This is a genomic window from Chryseobacterium sp. ISL-6 (genome assembly GCF_018613715.1).
Taxonomy (GTDB): domain Bacteria; phylum Bacteroidota; class Bacteroidia; order Flavobacteriales; family Weeksellaceae; genus Chryseobacterium; species Chryseobacterium paludis.
In genome coordinates, this window is sequence record NZ_JAGGPT010000005.1 from 483,613 (window position 1) to 501,708 (window position 18,096).

Consider the following 18,096-nt stretch of genomic DNA (forward strand, 5'->3'; position numbering starts at 1 on the left):
ACTGTCGAAAGACAGTCTCTTTTTTTGCTCTGCAATTGAATAAGCCAGTTTTCTGATAACTTTAAGTATAGAAAAAGGACTCGGTAATTAAACTGAGTCCTTTGCAATTTACCTGCATATAGCAACTAAATTATATATAAACATGGTTGTTAGTTCTTAGTAATCCCAGAATACCTTATTTGTATTACTGTTGGGCTTTCCAATGAGTTCCATTCTTTACGGGTGGATCTGTTTCTTTCAGATTCTCATCATTGGTCGTTTTTAATTGATTAGTGTTCATTATTTTACTGTCAATAACACTTGTTTTTGCCTTTTGAAAATCATTTTCATCATCCTGTCTGCAAGCACCTAATGTCATTGCTATTACGATTAGTAGTGGAAATGTTTTTAATGAGATAATCTTTTTCATAATATTTCAGAGTTAAAAGGTTATCCCGGCCAGGTTTATCATTCAGAATTCTGAGTTCGAAATTATATGCATAAAATGACATAAAAAAGTACTTGTTGTCTCTATTCGGCAATTAAGACGTCCTAATTCGTAAATAAGGACAATTACAAATAATTGATATACAGTATATTGCGTGTTTGTTTTTTGATTTTAGAATGGGAGGTATTAATTCATGAATGTTTGATAAGATTTAAATGATTTTGTGTATTTTTGATTACTATATAGGCACCATTAATCATTCAATGTGATCAAAAAGCTACTTTTTATAATCTTTTTAGTAATTTTTAAACTTTTCTTTTCCCAAGAAGGGTACAGCGATTATTATAAGTTGAGAGTTAAATACGAAAATTTCGAAGAAAATAATACGGAAGCATTTCCATTTATTCAACCTTATATTAATAAAGCGAAAAGAGAGAAGAATTATGATAAGCTAGTTCAGGGATATAAAGACGGTGTATTTTATGCTTCTTCCAATGAGAAAAAGCTTATCTACGCAGATAGTACAATATGGGCAGCGAAGCTATCAGGAGATAGGGATCTGATTAGCACGGCGTATCTGGAAAAGGGTGTGGTATATTATTATCACTACAAGAGATTTCAGGCAGCACTTAATGAATACCTTAAAGCCTATGAGTATTCTAAAAATACAAAGAACGATTTTTTAAAATATCAGAATTTATATCATATTGGGGTTGTAAAAAGTTATTTGGGATATTACGAAGAAGCCTCAAAATTGTTTGAGCAATGCATTGATTATTATAATCCTAAATCCAAATCGGGTTTACATCCCAACGAAGTTTATAACAATAAGAAAGGTTATCTTAATAGTCTTCATCAGCTGATTATTTGTTATCGTAACCTAAAAAAGCCAGATCAGGCAACCTTAGCAATTGAGACAGGACTTGAAGAAGCAGGCAGTGATAGTGATTATGAACAGGAAAAAGGCTACTTCCTACTTTCTAAGGGGATTTTAGAATATGATGACAGCGAATATTTAGCCGCAACAGAATACTTAAAAGAATCAATTCCTCCGATTAAGAAAAGTGGAGATTTTGCCAGACTTTCTGTAGATTATTTTTACGTTGGTAAAAGTTATGCAGGGTTAAAAAATAATGCAGAGTCAATTTCATATTTCAAAAAAGTAGATTCAATTTTTCAAAAGCATCAGTTTATCCTTCCTGAACTCAGAGAGAATTATGAGATATTGATCAAGCATTATAAAAAAGAAGGAGATCAGGGACAACAATTATATTTTACCAGCCAGCTTTTAAAAGCGGACAGTATTATCTCAAGAGATTTTATTTACTTATCAAACAAGATCCATAAAGAGTTTGATACAAAAACGCTGCTTGAAGAAAAGAGTAAATTAGAGAAGGCGAACTCATGGGGAAGATCTATTATTGTTGGCCTGATTTTATTGGCTGTTCTGCTTGCAATTTTATTGATTATAAGGTACAGAAGAGAAAAGGATATACAACGAAAATATATTATTTTAGAAGAAAAATTTAGCCTACAACAGAATTTGATTTTTGAGAAATCTCTTGTGCCTATAGAGACAGAAGAGAAAAAAACAGGATTAGATGAAAACAAAGTAGAAGAATTACTTCGAAAATTAAAAATTTTTGAAGACAAGAAGGAATATACTCAGAAAGGGCTTACTATTAATAAACTTGCCGGCCAAATGGGAACCAATTCCAACTACCTTTCACAGGTGATTAATGATTGCAAGGGGATGAATTTCAATAAGTATTTAAGTGAGCTTAGGATCAATTATATAACCAGACAGCTATTTGAAAATAAAGAATATCTTAAATATAGAATTGAAACGTTAGCTAAAGAATGTGGTATAGCTTCCAGACAAAATTTTTCAGATTTGTTTTATGAAATTAATGGAATCCGTCCAACAGATTTTATCAGGAAAAGGAGACAGGAACTTGATAACAAGAATAATTTTTCGGCTTTTAATCCTATTTAAATATTTATTATTCGAACGTCATTGAAGGTTGGTCTTGTATTCTAAGTTTTTTTAATAGAAATATCTTTGTTATATTTATTGGAAAGCCATCACAAAACCAAATTATCATGAAAAAATTCTTTTTAGCAATTTTAAGTATTGTAATTATTTTGGTAGCAATACTTCTGATTAAAACTTTTACCTATCCATTTAAGAAAAATAATACAACCACAGTTGCTGAAGTAAAATGGGTGAAAAATGATTCTGCAATCCAAAGGCTTTCAGGCGGAATAAAAGTTCCAACTGTATCAGCAGGTGATTTGGATGTTTTCAATTATGCACCATTTGATCAGTTTAAAGAATATCTGAAAAAATCTTATCCTTTAGTATATCAGAATACAGAAAACTATGAAGTGAATAAATATGGATTGGTTTTTAAGTTAAAAGGAAGTAAGCCAGATCTTGAACCTATTCTTTTTTTATCACATATGGATGTCGTTCCTCCCGGAGACGCTGACATCAAAAATAATGCACAAGATATTTTCAGGCCTAATGATAAGGCTTTACCTGCGGTAACAAAAGTATCGGAAGATTGGGATTATGCACCTTTTTCGGGAGCAGTTGCTGATGGGAGGATCTATGGAAGAGGTGCGATAGATATGAAGGGAATGTTATTTTCTTTGATGGAATCTCTTACCAACATGATTAAAAGCGGGGCACTTCCACAACGGGATATTTATCTGGCTTTGGGATTTGATGAAGAAGTTGGAGGAAGAAAGGGAGCAAAGCAGATTGCCAAACACTTTAAAGAAAAAGAATTGAAGTTTGATGCCGTCTATGATGAAGGAGGTTTAATATTACAGAAAGGAAGTATTAAAGGAATAGATTCTGATGTAGCGGTAGTGGGATGCGCTGAAAAAGGATTTCTCTCTGCAAAAATAAAGGTAAAAGGTTTAGGCGGCCATTCTTCCATGCCTCCTATGCAAAGTGCTATTGGTAAAGCGGCGGTTATTATGCAGAGGTTGGAAGAAGATCAGATGAAACCCATGATTACTCCTTTAATAAAGGAATTTTTTGATAATATTGGTGGAACAATGCCTTTTGTAAATAGACTTGCTATTTCCAATCAATGGCTTTTAAAATCGGTATTACTTTCCCAACTTGCCAAGAATAATTCTACGAATGCTTTAATTCGCTCTACAACAGCTCTTACCATGATGAAAGGTAGTGATGGAACGAATGTACTTTCTCCGGAAGTTGAATTTGTTGTTAATTTCAGACTTCTTTCAGGAGACTCCGTTAAAGACATCAGGGATCATATTAAAAAAGCTACAAAAGGTTTTGATGTTGAAGTAGAGGAGATTGATAATACAAGGGAAGCTTCTGCTGTGTCGCCTACAAATGTTAAAGCCTATCAACTAATTCAGGAAGGTATTAAGCAGATTTACCCGAATGCTATTACCACACCATATCTCACAATGGCCGGAACGGATGCTTATAAATATCAGATCGTTAGTAAGAATGTCTATAGATTCATGCCAATAAAGATCACTGATGCAGAAAAGCAAAGTATTCACAGTACCAATGAGTATATAAGCATAGAAAATTATATGAAAATGATTCAGTACTTTGAGTATATTATGAAAAACTATGACAAATAAATAGTTTCACCTTCTCATTTTTCACTAATTAATTTTTTAAATTAATAATAACACGTCAAGTTTTGTCGCATTACTGAAATAGCTTTGTCTCACCAAAATATAAAGCTATGGAATTGCCGTTTTACTTAAGTTATAAAGAGTTTGAAAGTCATTATTACGATAACCTTGAAAAATGGTTTGAAGAGTATCACAATACCAGTGAAATTGATTTTCTGAAAAGCTTGACAGATATGTATCGTCCTTATTTGTATTATAATTTTGGAAATGACAGAGTTCAGACTGATGCTTCCATTCAGATCAAAGATTGTTTTTTTCCATATTATGAAAAGATTGGTCTTTCCTTTTGTACCAGTTGTGAAAATGGAAAAGAAAAGAAGAACAGTAAAAACAATATCAATCATGTTTTTGAATGGAAAACAATTACGATGATGGAATATGCCCAACATATTCTGGATAAAGTTAATCGTCATTTTACAAAAAAGTCGATTTCTCCAAAAGAAGAAAATGTTCTTGATTATATTAATAATTATGAAATTATTACTTCTAAAGAAGGAGCCGGTTATTGTGTGAATTATAACCTCCATCAGCAGACAATTCCCTTTTTAAAGGCTTATTTACCTTGTTACGGACAAACGGTTAATATTGCAGTATATAGAGATTTTATTTTCTCTGTGGTACAGATTGCTAATTTCATTGATCAGAAACTAAAAGCTGTACAGGCTATAGAAGCTACGATTTATAGTAAGTTAAAATCAGATGCCAGATTCAAAGTACAGATGAGCCATCAGTTTCTTACCATGTGTAATTAGTATGACAAACGACACCAAAACATTCATTATAACTCAATTATGGTTTGAACAATATCTCATATTATTCAAACAGACAGATCCTGATCAATTGATCAGGATTTTGTTTTATTATTTGGAAACCTGTATTGGATATTTAAGTTTTAGGTAAAACTCCTGAAGATATTTTTCCCAATCCTTAGCGGAAGTAATTTCTCCTGCTTTATCCCATGCGGCTCCTGCGTAAAAGGTCACAGATTGTTTATTACTCAAAATAATTTCTGATCCTAAATGTTTATTCTTATCTACAATATAATAGTTAGCGTAAGGAAAAAGCATCCCTGTTCCTACAATCCCGTTTTTTGAATTCTCAGGCCAGTAAGCAGCTAAATGATTATTCTGGTCTGCTACCTTTTCACCTTTGCCATCCCAATGAACAATTCCAGCGAAAACAGGAAGCGTTTGTCTGCCTGAAAAGTGGTAGGTAGCTACAGACTTGTTAAGTTGAGAGCCTGCATCGAGACTAATTCTTTTGACAACAGAAATTTCGTAACCACCTTTTTCTACTTGAGGATAGGTAAGCTCAAAAGTAAAACGTAGAGGTCCTTCCTCCAGAATTTTGTATGAAGTATAATTTCCAAGATAAACAAACTCTCCACTGATGTAAGGTAAAATGTCTCCGGCTCCTAAGGTTTTTCCAACCTGAAAAAAATCTAAACCATCTCCATTATCCTCATGATAATTATTTAATTTGTACCATTCATTGATTACCATTCGGTCGGTTCTTTTAGCCCATGCGTCCATTCCCCATCCATTTTGTTCAGGAACTTTTTCCAATTCTTTACCATACATACGGAAGGCGATCTTATCATTTTCCCAGGCGAAATCTCCTAAACGTTCAGGTATAAATCTTCCGTACACCACATTGCTTAAGGATTGTGATGGCGTTTGAGAGAATTCTATTTTTTTGGTTTCTTTAGCTGTAAAATCACCCTGAACAAGAAGATCACCGTTCTTGAGCCATTGATAAGGTATTTCCTTACCTGTAGACGTTTCTTTTATCCTGAAAGTTTTACCAATAAGAAGTTTAACCTTTTTCAACAGGATTTCTATTGACTGTGTATTACGCTGAAGATCGAGGCTGTTTTTAAGCTGTAGTTTCAATAGTATTGTAGATTGTTGTGCATGAACCAATGATCCTATGCCTACCATTACTATAACCCATTGTATTGCTTTCATTAAAAATGAATTTATTGTAGATACCAGTCTTTATATCTTTTCAAAGCTTCCAGAAAATAATAATCTGCATAAATTAGCGGAACATCAATCTCTGAATTAAGAGGTAAGCCTCCTGTGCTGTGCTTTAGAAGAAAACCACCATTCTCGCCTAATTGTGAACGGTACTTATCTCCAGATAAACTCACTATCATTTGGCGGGCTGCATCTGCATAGTTTGCTCTTTCATCTTTTTCTACATATTGACCTAACTCCAAAAGTGCCGAGGCTATGATAGCACCAGCAGAAGCATCGCGGGGAACTTCTGGAATTTTTGGATCGTTGAAATCCCAATATGGAATTTTATCCTCTGGAAGAGTAGGATTGTTCAGTATAAATTTTGCAATATGACGAGCCTGGTTTAAATATTTTTCATTTTTTTTAAATCGATACATCATCGTATAACCATATAGAGCCCATCCTTGCCCTCGTGCCCAGGCGGAAGAATCTGAATAACCCTGAAAAGTTTTTTTCCCTAAAACCTTACCCGTATTTACATCATAATCGATAACATGATATGAACTGTAATCAGGACGGAAATGGTTTTTTATCGTTGTATTAGCATGAGTAATAGCTATTTCTTCAGTTTTTTTACTACCTCCATTTTTAGTAGCCCACATCAGTAGTTCCAGATTCATCATATTATCAATGATCACTGGTCCTTTGAAATCTGCCATTTTATCCCAAGACAAGATAGCCTGCATTCCAGGTTTAAACCTTGTAGATAAAGACTCCGCAGATGTTAAGATCACTTCTTTATAAGCAGGATCTTTAGTAATTCTGTATGCATTGCCAAAACTACTGAACATCATAAACCCCAAATCATGATCGCGGGTAAATGTTTTATTAGGTTCGATTATTTTTAAAGTTCTTTCCGCTTCTTTTTTTATCTCTGGATCATTAGTCTGTTCATAGATCATCCATAATGAACCCGGATAAAATCCTGAACACCACCAGGTAATATCTCTGGTCGTAATTTTATTCGAAGAAGCATTATAAGATTGGGGCATTTTATCTGGAGGGACAGATTTTATCAAATATTTATATTGCTTTTCAGCAAATTCAAATTCATTTCGAATAAGCTTTGACATCTCTTTCTTATTATTCTGTGCCGCCGCAATTATATTAATAACCATAAAGGTTAATACAGTTAATTTTTGTAAAATCATGAATTGTAATTATTCTTATGTACAATTTAATTAAATTTTATGAATTTGATTAAAAAGATCTTATTAAACCTTAGCCTGTTAATTAACTTTTTAACGATTCTAATAATACATTTGAGATGTTTTTTTTATATCTTTGAGTATATGATTGATAATATTCTTATTAAGAATATCTAGCGGTTGAATTAGGTTGTACTAAAATTTGTTTTTTCTCGAGTAAGATTATTTGTAATTAAATTATTATATATATTAATCTTAAATACCAATCAAATTATGAAAAAATCAATTATTTTTTACTGTCTATGTTTATCTGTATCTTATTATTCACAGGTTGGAATTGGGACAACTAATCCTCAGGCTGTTTTACATGTAGATGGTGCAAAAGACAATGCCGTTACCGGTGCACCAACGGCTGCTCAAGAAGCAAATGATTTTGTAGTGACGGCCTCCGGAAATGTCGGTGTCGGAAATGCTAATCCTCAAAGATCATTGGATGTAGACGCCAAAAATCAAAGTCTCAGAATTCGAAATCTTGTTAGACAGGTTCCTGCGAGCTATGATATACTGACAAGAGATTTAACTACTAGTGATGTGGTTGCGACGTCGTACAGCTACAGTGAAAGTGTAACAGTGGCACCTGGTGCAAGTGCAACAGTTACTGTACCCGCTACAGTTAATATTGCAAGTGGTCTTTTTATTGTAAAATCAACAAACGGATGTGCCAGGGCAATGATAACCAGTTTTGCATATAATGGCTTATCCTTAGGTTACATCTCTGGAGTAGCAAGAGACAAAATAGGAAATCCTGCGATTGCTCCTATTGCACCTTCAGCAAATACTTCAGGAACGTGGACTGTAACTTTTGCCAACGTAACCAATTGTGCTGATGGAGGAATAGGAACGCAATTTGACTTTACGGTTATGAAGCCGACAGTTGACTCTTATACCATTACTAATAATGGAAATGTAGCAAAAACATATCAATTGACTGTTAGTCGTTTGTAAGATTGATTAAGTATCAATAAATTTATTATATTAAAATAGAAAAATAAAGCATTGGTTTTCATTGCTTTATTTTTTTTCAGAAAGAAAGGAACATGAAAATTGGATATTACAATTGTATTCGTAATTCCGATATGATTTGCGTCAGGCAGGCTGAAGTTAAAAGTTCAATTTCATATTTTCTATCAGTAGTTCCGACAGATAAAATTCTGTATTCCCAACCTGAGTAAACTCTGTTTGTCGTAGGTTATTTTTTCAATTTGATTAAATTATTTTCATTAATCTTTTTAGGATTATATAAATTTGGCTTGCTTTATGTTATATTTATCAGGTTAATTTTAAAAATAAAAATATGAAAAAGAAATTATTTGCCTTATTAGCTTTTGGATTATTTTCAACAGCTGTTAATGCTCAGGAAACTGTAAAACAAGAAGTAAAAAATGTTGGTACTGCAATTGAAAAAGGAGCGAAAGCAACAGGAGAAGGAGTGAAAGATGGTGCTGAATGGGTTGGAGATAAAACTAAAAAAGGGGCAAAAGCTACGAAAAAAGGTGTTAAAAAAAGCACGAAATGGGTTGGCAAAACGGCAACCAAAGGTGCAAAAAATGTTAAAAAGACCGCTGTAAAAGGTGCAGATGCAGTAGCAGATGGTTATAAAGATGTAAAAGCAGATCTGAAAAAATAACCTTTCAGGATTTTCAGAAAAATATAAAAAAACGACTTCTACTGTAGAAGTCGTTTTTTATTATTATAATGCTTTTTCTTGATCATTATACCTCATGAATCATGATCTAAATAAAAATAATATTCATAAATGATTCAAAAAAAAACACCCAACTTATTGGGTGTAAATGTTTTAATTGATTATCAATTGTTTTGCAGAGAGGAAGGGATTCGAACCCTCGATACAGTTACCCGTATACTACCTTTCCAGGGTAGCTCCTTCAACCACTCGGACACCTCTCTATTTCGAGATTGCAAAAGTAATGTATTTTCTTGAATTAACAAATAATTAAAGCGATTAGTCTGTAATTTCTCCACATAAGCTTTTAGAAAAATTATCAGCAAAGTTCCCGGAATATTTTGGATTATCAACTAGGTGCATGGCTTTTGTAATGGCAGTTTCTGCTGTCATATCTTTTCCACTAATAGCACCTATTCTTGAGAAAATATTACTGTTTTCATATTTGCCAAATGAAATACCTCCTGAAATACATTGACTTACCACAACGATTTCAGTTCCGTTGTTCCGGATTTCCTGTAATGTTTCTTGTGTTTTTTCGCTGCTAAAAATGGTTCCTGATCCGAAAACCTGAAGGATCAAAACTTTCATTTTAGGGATTTCCTTGAAATGACTTAAGTGCATTCCTGGAAAAATCCTCCAGAATAAGATATCTTCAGAAATATGATCATCAACATGAAATTCTACATTGGGATCACAGCGGTATAAGCTGTCTTTTACAATGTTAAGATGAACCCCAGATTGTCCAAGTATAGGATAATTTGGACTAGCATAAGCATCAAAATATTCGGCAGAATATTTTAAAGTTCTGTTTCCTCTTAATAATTTATATTCAAAGTAGATGGCAACCTCCTGAATAACGGCTTCATCATTTTCATATAAACTGGCGTAATACAGGCTTGTTAAAAGATTTTCCTTAGCATCAGTTCTTAGATCTCCTATCGGCAACTGTGATCCCGTAAAAATAACGGGTTTTTTCAATCCCTTTAACATAAAACTTAAAGCTGAAGCTGTATAGGACATGGTGTCTGTGCCGTGAAGAACTAAAAAGCCGTCATAGTTATCATAATTCTTATGGATATAATGAGCGATAATTTTCCATTCTTCCGGTCCCATATCTGAAGAATCCAGTGGTTTTGCAAAGGGATGCACGAAAACTTCACATTCCATTAGTTTCATTTCAGGCATCTTTTCGAAGATATTGCCAAAATCAAACGCTCGGAGACTTCCGGTTTCATAATCTTTCTCCATACCAATCGTACCACCGGTATATATCAACAGAACTTTTCGTTTCATGTATACTTTTTATTAAGAAGTTGAATCTTGCTCAGGTTTATAATCTCAAAATTACGTTAATTTGCAAAGATTTGAAAATGAATGAAAGGCTTATGGAAAAATTTTATAAAAATCAGGTTATAATTGTTAGCGTTACATCAGGCTATAAAAAAAGAAAAGACTAATGCAGATGAAAGATTTAGCACAAACTTTTGAGTATTTAAAACAGTTCTTAACAGAGGAAAGATTACGGAAGATTGAACACTTTTCCCAGGATAGCTCTGATTTTGTGCTTCCTGTGATGGAAGATATCTATCAATTCAGAAACGCAGCAGCAATCGTAAGATCTGTTGAAGCATGTGGGTTTCATAAAGTTGTAGCGATGGAAGAGGAGAATGTTTTTAATCCCAATCTTACAGTGACTAAAGGAGCTGAAACCTGGGTTGAGGTACAAAAAATGCCAAAAAATATTTCGTCTCTCAAGGAAATCAAAAATAACGGGTATAAAATCTTAGCTGTTTCACCGGAAAAAAATGCCGTAATGCTTCCTGATTATCAGATCACAGGGCCTATTGCTTTGGTTTTTGGAACCGAACTGGAAGGAGTTTCAGAAGAGGTACTGGACTTTGCGGATGAAACACTGGCTATTCCAATGTATGGCTTTACAAAAAGTTTTAATGTTTCAGTTGCTGCGGGAATCTGTATGTATGAATTGAAACAGAAACTCCTTAGATCTGGTATAGATTATAAACTTAATGAACAAAAGCTTTTGGAGATGAAGATACGCTGGACAGTTAATTCCATTAGAAGTGGTCATCAAATTCTAGAGCAATACTTAAAGCGATGATTTTAAGAGGTTAGCTATTTGTGTTGGGATTCAGATTGAGATAATTCCAGGATGTTACAAATATACCTGCTGTTTCCGTTCTAAGTCGTTGGTTTCCTAGAGATACCGCTTTCACTTTATTTTCTGCTAAATTTTGAATTTCTTTTTCAGAAAAATCCCCTTCAGGACCAATAAAGAAGGTGTAGTGATCTAGTTTTGGGATATTATTAAGCTCAATTCTTTCCAGGTTTTCATGACAATGAGCAACAAAAGTATTTTTCGGATCTATGTTTTTAATAAAATCTGAAAACTTTACAGGATCATTTACAATGGGAAAATGAAACCTCAGGCTTTGCTTAGACGCGGCAATACTTTGTTTTCTTATCTTATCAATATTAATGTTTTTACGTTCTGTTTTTTCTGTGATCAAAAATGTAATTTCGGAAATACCCATTTCTACAGCTTTTTCTACGAAAAATTCAATTCGATCAATATTTTTGGTGGGTGCAATTGCAATATGAAGTTTAGGATTAAAATCCGGGATATAAGTTTTAATTTCAGAAACATTAAGAATAGCTTTTTTACCCTCTAAAACCAATTTTCCGGAAGCCAGATTTCCCTTGCCATCAGTTACATGAATTTCTTCTCCATTTCTCATCCGAAGAACTTTCACAATATGTTGCTGTTCTTCATCATTGATAGTTACTTTATGATCTTCTATATGTCCGTAAAATAATTTCATTTTTTGCCAAATTGTTAAATCGTTGAACTGTAAATTAATAAACTAAGATTTTTGATTGATCCCTCAATTAATTTAATCTTCATTATTTAAAATTCCAGATTGGTTTAAAGAATTAAAGACCCAATTACCTCTATTGTTAAACCAAAAGCGATATTTAAAAAAATATGATTTGCTATTATTCGATTTCCATGAAGGACCTTATTAGTATGAGGCATAATTTTCATGGCAGTTCTTCTTTTATGTGAATCGATAAATTAATGATGTACCTTTTTATAGGTCATATTTCGAAATAGCACTTGTTCTTAAGTCAGTAAATTCTCCTCTTTCAAATTTTAACTGCGCTACCATCGCGATCATTGCAGCATTATCTGTAGTGTATTCAAATTTTGGGATGTAAATATTCCAGCCTAGTTTTCGCTGATTTACCTGCATTGCTTCTCTTAATGCTGAATTGGCAGAAACACCGCCTGCGATAGCAACTTCATTGACATTCAGCTCTTTTGCTGCTTTTTCAAGTTTATTCATTAAAATTTCAATAATGGCCTTTTGAACCGAAGCACATAAATCGTTGAGGTTTTCTCTAATAAAATCAGGATTCTTTTTTACTTCTTTCTGAATGAAATATAATACTGAAGTTTTTATCCCGCTAAAAGAATAATTGTAGTCTTCCAGTTTAGGTTTATTAAATTTAAAAGCATCGGGATTTCCTTCTTTAGCCAACCTATCAATAATAGGACCCGCCGGGTAGTCAAGATCAAATATTTTTCCAATTTTATCAAAAGCTTCACCAGCTGCATCATCTATTGTTTTGCCCATAATTTCCATGTCGAAATAATCTTTTACTAACACGATCATGGTATGACCACCACTCACAGTAAGGCATAAAAATGGGAATTTTGGCGGCATAGGATTTGCATCGTCAATAAAATGCGCTAAAATGTGTGCCTGGAGATGGTTTACCTCTATTAATGGAACATCTAAACTCATAGCCAGAGATTTAGCAAAAGAAGTACCCACAAGGAGGGAACCCAAAAGTCCTGGTCCGCGTGTAAATCCTATAGCAGAAATCGCATTTTGTTGTATATTTGCTTTGGTGAGAGATTTTTCAACAACGGGAATGATGTTTTGCTGATGGGCTCTTGAAGCTAATTCAGGAACAACACCACCATATTCTTTGTGAATTGCCTGATTTGCAGCAATATTAGAGAGAATAGTATTCCCCTTGATGATAGCTGCTGATGTGTCGTCACAAGACGATTCGATACCTAAAATTATAGACTCGCTCATAATAATGGCAAAGTTAGAGAATAATAACGAAAATGAGAATAAAAAATCTGTAACTGAAAACTTAAGTGATCAGGTACAAAAGACTGTAGAAAATGTAGAGGAGAAGGTAAAAGAAACCGTAAAAGAGGCATCTGAACTGGCTTCAGATGCCGTTCATCATCCTGTGGAAACTGCCCAGGAGTTTGGTAAGCAGGCTGCTAAAGATGTTACCAGCTATTCCTGGTGGGCAAGGCTTCTGCTCATTTTATTCTGGTTAGGTTTTTCCCTTATTGTTGCGGTTATAGTTATTATAAATCTTCCTGTTACTAAGCAATGGGCAGCTGATCAGGCATTGCAAATCGTTAATAAAGATTTCAAAGCAAAAATGTCCACAGAAAGTGTGGAAGTGAATTATTTTGGGAATGTTACTATTAAAGGATTAAGAGTTAAAGATTATAAAGGGCTAGAGTTTATTAAAGCCCGGGAATTTCGTGCCAATTCAGATTGGTTATCACTGGCGGCTGGGGCAATTTCAGGGAAAAGTAACTCGCTGAGTTTTAATTCCCTTACCATGGTAAATGCAGATGTGAAAGTAATCACTTATAAAGGGGATAGCATTTCCAACTTCATACGTTTTACACAATTGTTTGATAATGGAAAGAAAAGAGATCCTAAAAAACCTGCTTTCCAATTAAACTCCAGAGTACATATCGTAGATTCTAAGGTTTCGATTGTTAATCAAAATTCACCTGGTGAAGCAGGGAAATGGCTGACTGCCACTAAATTTAACCTGAAAGCCCCTAATTTAAAAGTTAATGGAGCTGACATTTCAGCACTTATTAATAACTTATCTTTTGTAACTACAAGATGGGGAAAATCTCACTTTGTAGATACTTTCTCCACTGAATTGTCACTGACTCATAAATCCCTTTCTCTTAAAGATTTAACCCTAAATACAGATCATACTCTTTTACAGGGAGATATTAAGTTTAATCTTAATAATGGTTCATGGGCAGATTTTGCAGATAGGGTAAGATGGGATATGAATCTTAATCAGGGAAGTCAGCTAAGTGGTTATGATATCAGTTACTTTGTTACCAATTGGGATAACTTTAAGCCCTTTAATGTTTCTGGGAAAATGACAGGGCCATTAAATAAATTTTACCTTGAAAATTTCCTTATCAGAAATCCTGACGTGAATATTGCGACTCAGACCATGAAGGTAAATAATCTTTTAAAGGGTAAATTCCTGATCGAAACAAATAACCTTTCTACAGACTTTACCTATAAAGATCTAAAAGCAATGATGCCTTCATTTATCTCTAAAAAGATGAAGAACTTTGCAGATGATTTTGGAAAACTAAAATACAATGGATCAGCAAGAGTGAATCCTGATCAGATCTATATTCCCAATGGTAATTTAATGACGGGAATCGGACAGGCTAAGATTTCTAAACTTTCTCTTACAGGATATAGTACGGCAATGCCAAAGTACTCTGGATATGTGGAAGCAACAGACCTAAATACTTCAGTCATTACAAAAAATAAATCAGTAGGATTAATATCAGGGAAATTTGATATCGATGGACAAAGCTTCGATGTTAATACCATGCGGCTGACTACAAAATCTCAGATTTCAAGTATTGAGATCATGAATAAAGAAATTAACAATCTTTATCTGGACGGTTTATTGGATCACAAAAAATATAATGGAACAATCACAGTAAATGATGAGCAGGCTAAAGCTACGATAAAAGGACTTATTGATTTCAGTACATCAAGAATTGCAACAGATGTAAATGCTGATGTTACCTATCTGAACATGAATTATTTTACTAATAAACCTGGAAATCAGATCGTAAGTGGGAAGGTGGTTGGAAAAATGGCGATGTCATCTCTTAATGATCTGACATTGGATGTAGAGGCCAATAATATCAATTTTGCGACCGCGACACAGAAGTATATAGTTCCAAATGCTAAATTAAAAACATTTATTGAAGCTGGAGGTAGGGTTATTTCCGTTGATGCTCCAGGAGCAGTAAATGGAAAAATTTCCGGCAAGTATAATTTGGCGGATCTTTCGGGGATGGTTGAGAATGGATTAGGTAAGATCTTAGTTGGACCACCACCAAGAAAGCTATATAGAGGGCAGAATTTTGCAATGAATTTTGATGTTCAGCAAGGATTAGTGAGTTATTTTTTACCTGATTTGAAACTTCCCCAGGGAGCATTAGTTGAGGGACAGTATGATGGTAATTCAAATAATCTCATTCTTAATGTAGATGCAGCTTCATTAAAGTATATGATGACCAAAGAAGTTGAGATTACAGAAGCAGATAAGGCATTGGCAGAAGCAAATCCTGCATATAAGATAAATGCGAGAGATAATATCACCAGAGACAGTGCTTTGGTTGATAGTGTAATGGTCAGAATAAATACAGCCAATCTTGATGAGCAACTGTATGCAAAAATAAATAAGGTTCAGTATAACAAAAATATACTCAAAGATATTACGCTCAGTGGAAAGAATGAAAATAACACAACTCTTCATCTTGCCACTAAATTTAAACATGGAAGTCCTGAAGATGAACTGGAGGACAAGCTTAAAGAATATGCCATCAATGTAAATCAGTCCACCAACGAGTTTGGTGATTTTGTCTTCAAATTTGATCCCACTGAAGTAAAGTTTAACGAGGTAACCTGGGCTATAGATACAAGTCCGGAACTTGATCACTCGATAACGTACAGGAAAAAAACGAGCGATTTTGAGATCAGAAACCTGAAAATCTATTCTGATAAAAGCGTATTGTTCATTAAAGAATCCACGTTTAAATCAGCTAAAGATTTTTACGTAGACGCTGATATCAATGACTTTTCTATTGAAAAACTTCTGGAAATGCAGTCTGGTGGAAACTCTATGAATCTAAAGGGACTGGCAAATGGGAGTGTGAAAATAAGAATGGATAAAAGCACCCTTCAGCCATTGGTTGATTTAACGGTTGATGATATCCAGATGAACGGAAGTGATATGGGAGACCTTACCATTTCTGCTACAAACAGTTTTTCGCTGAATGTGTATGATATAGATGTAAAAGTAACTTCTGCCGGGGTTATCGGAAATAACAATCTACATCTGACAGGAACTGTTAATAATAATACTTCTTCACCTACAATCGATCTTGTGGCAGAGATGCGTGAGTTCAATGTTTCCTTTGCGCAGCAGTTTGTACGGTCAATTTTTGGCAACCTTAGAGGAAAAGCTACAGGAGATCTTAAAATAAACGGGACTCTGAAAAATCTTGACTACAGTGGTGATATTGCTTTAAAAGAATTTGGATTAAAACTCTTATTTACAGGAGTTGATTATTCATTTGATGATACCGTTATACCATTATCAAAAGGTCTGGCGATTCTTAATAATATTGAAGTTCATGATGGAAGATCCAATTCTAAAGGAAATATTTCAGGAGCTATACAGTTTGAGACACTCTCTTCAATGGGGGTCAACCTTGTAATGAGGGCAGATAATTTATTGGTGCTTAATAGTACCCAAAAAGATCTTGATCTATTTTGGGGTAGAGTATATGGCCAGGGAGATCTGTATATTGATGGTCCTGTGTCGGGTCTTAGTATTACGACACCTAATATGAAAGCACTTAGTGGAAGTACATTTACGTTTAATTCAAGTTCAACTTCCAATGTTGAAGAATTTAAAATGCTGAGGTTCTTAAAAGAAGGAAAAGATGGCTTGGTAACACTTGAAGATAAGAAAAAAACGGGAGCTAATATGCATATTGACTTCTCTCTTGATGTTGATAAAGGAACGACAGTAAATGTTCTGGTTGGAGATGATGTGGGGAATATTACGGTAAAAGGAGAGGCTAAGAACCTGAAATTCCAAATGAACAGACAAGGGGGTATTGCTATGGCTGGAACCTATAGAGTGGATAATGGGACCTTTGTTTCAAAAGCAATTCTTAATAAAACATTCCAGATAGAAAAGGGCAGCAGTATCCGTTGGGATGGTGATGCTATGAAGCCGGCATTGAATATTACAGCCAACTATGTGAGAATGGTTTCCAATGCAGGACAATATTTAAATATGGGTAATCTTCAGCCTATAAGTATATTGCTACAGGCTAATATTACGCAATCTCTTGTTGATCCTAAAATAGATCTGGATGTATCTGCTCTGGATGTATCAAGTCAGGTAAAAGAAACGCTGGCTGCTAAAATGAGTCAGGAGGGTGAAAAGGTTCTTCAGTTTGGTTCTATACTGTTGTTAAATAGTTTTAATATTTCAAATACCGGTGGAGTGGGTGTCGATGTTGCCGGAGTAGCTGAATCTTCGGGATATAATATGCTTTTAAAGCAATTGGGCTCAGTTCTTAATACAATGAGTAATGAATTCCAGATCGACTTAAATTACGTAAAAGGGGATCAGAATTCAAACACTGGAGATCGGGCGAATGCGGGGGTAAGTTTTGCACTTTCCCCAAGGATAAAAGTGAAGACCGGTTTGGGAATTCCATTAACGAAAACTGAGAGTACTGAAGCTAATTATCTCTCCGGAGAGGGATCTATTGAATATGATATTTCTAAGAAAAATGACGGAAGTTTAGTTTTAAGAGGGTACTCTAAACCTACGAATATCGGAATGGGACCAGGTGGAACCGGCACTAACGGATCTGCAAATCAAGCCTATGGAGGCGGTGTTGTTTGGAGTAAAAGCTTCAATTCTTTATTTAAAAGGAAAAGAAAAGATAAAAAACAACCAGATGTGAAAAAGGAAATAAAAACAGATTCCCTAAAAGCAGAGGGTAAATAATTTGAATATTTTAATGATTTTTATCATCTGTGTTAATTATTGTTAATTATTGTTATAATTTTTTTAGTTAAATTATTTTTTATAGATTTGCAAAAAATACATAGATTTTTTAAGAAAATTGTAATT

The 18,096-nt window shown here is 34.1% G+C and carries 13 protein-coding genes and 1 tRNA gene; 7 read left to right on the plus strand and 7 right to left on the minus strand.

From position 1 onward, the window contains the following. Positions 1–184 precede the first annotated feature (184 nt). Positions 185–409 (minus strand): hypothetical protein, encoded by a 225-nt coding sequence (locus tag J7E44_RS09925; RefSeq protein WP_214828841.1) that lies wholly within the window; start codon positions 407–409, stop codon positions 185–187. A 367-nt stretch (positions 410–776) separates the two neighbouring features. On the opposite strand from J7E44_RS09925, the gene J7E44_RS09930 reads away from it, so the two are divergent. The 3 genes from J7E44_RS09930 to J7E44_RS09940 all read left to right on the plus strand — a co-directional run bounded on the left by J7E44_RS09930 (position 777) and on the right by J7E44_RS09940 (position 4,872). Beyond that, positions 777–2,423: a helix-turn-helix domain-containing protein gene (locus J7E44_RS09930; RefSeq protein ID WP_214828843.1), complete on the plus strand. Its 1,647-nt coding sequence runs from the start codon at positions 777–779 to the stop codon at positions 2,421–2,423. A 107-nt stretch (positions 2,424–2,530) separates the two neighbouring features. Next, entirely contained in the window at positions 2,531–4,063 is a 1,533-nt protein-coding gene (locus tag J7E44_RS09935) for a M20/M25/M40 family metallo-hydrolase (RefSeq protein WP_214828845.1), read from the plus strand. Positions 4,064–4,170: 107 nt separating this feature from the next. Beyond that, complete coding sequence (locus J7E44_RS09940; RefSeq protein WP_214828847.1) at positions 4,171–4,872, plus strand: hypothetical protein; 702 nt, start codon at positions 4,171–4,173, stop codon at positions 4,870–4,872. 108 nt (positions 4,873–4,980) lie between these two features. On the opposite strand, the gene J7E44_RS09945 is transcribed toward J7E44_RS09940, so the two are convergent. Continuing rightward, positions 4,981–6,087, minus strand: a complete 1,107-nt coding sequence (locus J7E44_RS09945) for a DUF4861 family protein (protein WP_214828849.1) — start codon at positions 6,085–6,087, stop codon at positions 4,981–4,983. Between the two features lie 11 nt (positions 6,088–6,098). Then, complete coding sequence (locus tag J7E44_RS09950) at positions 6,099–7,292, minus strand: glycoside hydrolase family 88 protein (RefSeq protein ID WP_214828856.1); 1,194 nt, start codon at positions 7,290–7,292, stop codon at positions 6,099–6,101. 270 nt (positions 7,293–7,562) lie between these two features. Here J7E44_RS09950 and J7E44_RS09955 point away from each other — a divergent pair, with 270 nt between their 5' ends. Both J7E44_RS09955 and J7E44_RS09960 read left to right on the plus strand, forming a co-directional pair. Continuing rightward, entirely contained in the window at positions 7,563–8,294 is a 732-nt protein-coding gene (locus J7E44_RS09955) for a hypothetical protein (protein ID WP_214828858.1), read from the plus strand. Positions 8,295–8,643: 349 nt separating this feature from the next. Beyond that, on the plus strand, positions 8,644–8,976 hold the full coding sequence (locus J7E44_RS09960; RefSeq protein WP_214828860.1) for a hypothetical protein: 333 nt from the start codon (positions 8,644–8,646) through the stop codon (positions 8,974–8,976). A 194-nt stretch (positions 8,977–9,170) separates the two neighbouring features. Here the strand turns inward: J7E44_RS09960 and J7E44_RS09965 are convergent. Together J7E44_RS09965 and J7E44_RS09970 are read right to left on the minus strand one after the other, a co-directional pair. Next, positions 9,171–9,257: transfer RNA gene (locus tag J7E44_RS09965), tRNA-Ser, on the minus strand. Between the two features lie 55 nt (positions 9,258–9,312). Next, positions 9,313–10,329 (minus strand): asparaginase, encoded by a 1,017-nt coding sequence (locus tag J7E44_RS09970; protein WP_214828862.1) that lies wholly within the window; start codon positions 10,327–10,329, stop codon positions 9,313–9,315. 163 nt (positions 10,330–10,492) lie between these two features. On the opposite strand from J7E44_RS09970, the gene J7E44_RS09975 reads away from it, so the two are divergent. Next, on the plus strand, positions 10,493–11,155 hold the full coding sequence (locus tag J7E44_RS09975; RefSeq protein WP_492331087.1) for a TrmH family RNA methyltransferase: 663 nt from the start codon (positions 10,493–10,495) through the stop codon (positions 11,153–11,155). Positions 11,156–11,165: 10 nt separating this feature from the next. On the opposite strand, the gene J7E44_RS09980 is transcribed toward J7E44_RS09975, so the two are convergent. Further along, positions 11,166–11,876 carry an RsmE family RNA methyltransferase gene (locus J7E44_RS09980; protein ID WP_214828866.1) on the minus strand — a complete coding sequence of 237 codons (711 nt, stop codon included), beginning with the start codon at positions 11,874–11,876 and terminating at the stop codon, positions 11,166–11,168. A 270-nt stretch (positions 11,877–12,146) separates the two neighbouring features. Further along, positions 12,147–13,163, minus strand: a complete 1,017-nt coding sequence (gene tsaD, locus J7E44_RS09985) for a tRNA (adenosine(37)-N6)-threonylcarbamoyltransferase complex transferase subunit TsaD (protein WP_214828868.1) — start codon at positions 13,161–13,163, stop codon at positions 12,147–12,149. Positions 13,164–13,167: 4 nt separating this feature from the next. Between tsaD and J7E44_RS09990 the strand changes: the two genes are divergently transcribed. Next, the gene (locus J7E44_RS09990; RefSeq protein WP_214828870.1) at positions 13,168–17,970 is read left to right on the plus strand and encodes a translocation/assembly module TamB domain-containing protein; all 4,803 of its coding nucleotides are present in this window, start codon (positions 13,168–13,170) and stop codon (positions 17,968–17,970) included. Positions 17,971–18,096: the final 126 nt, after the last annotated feature.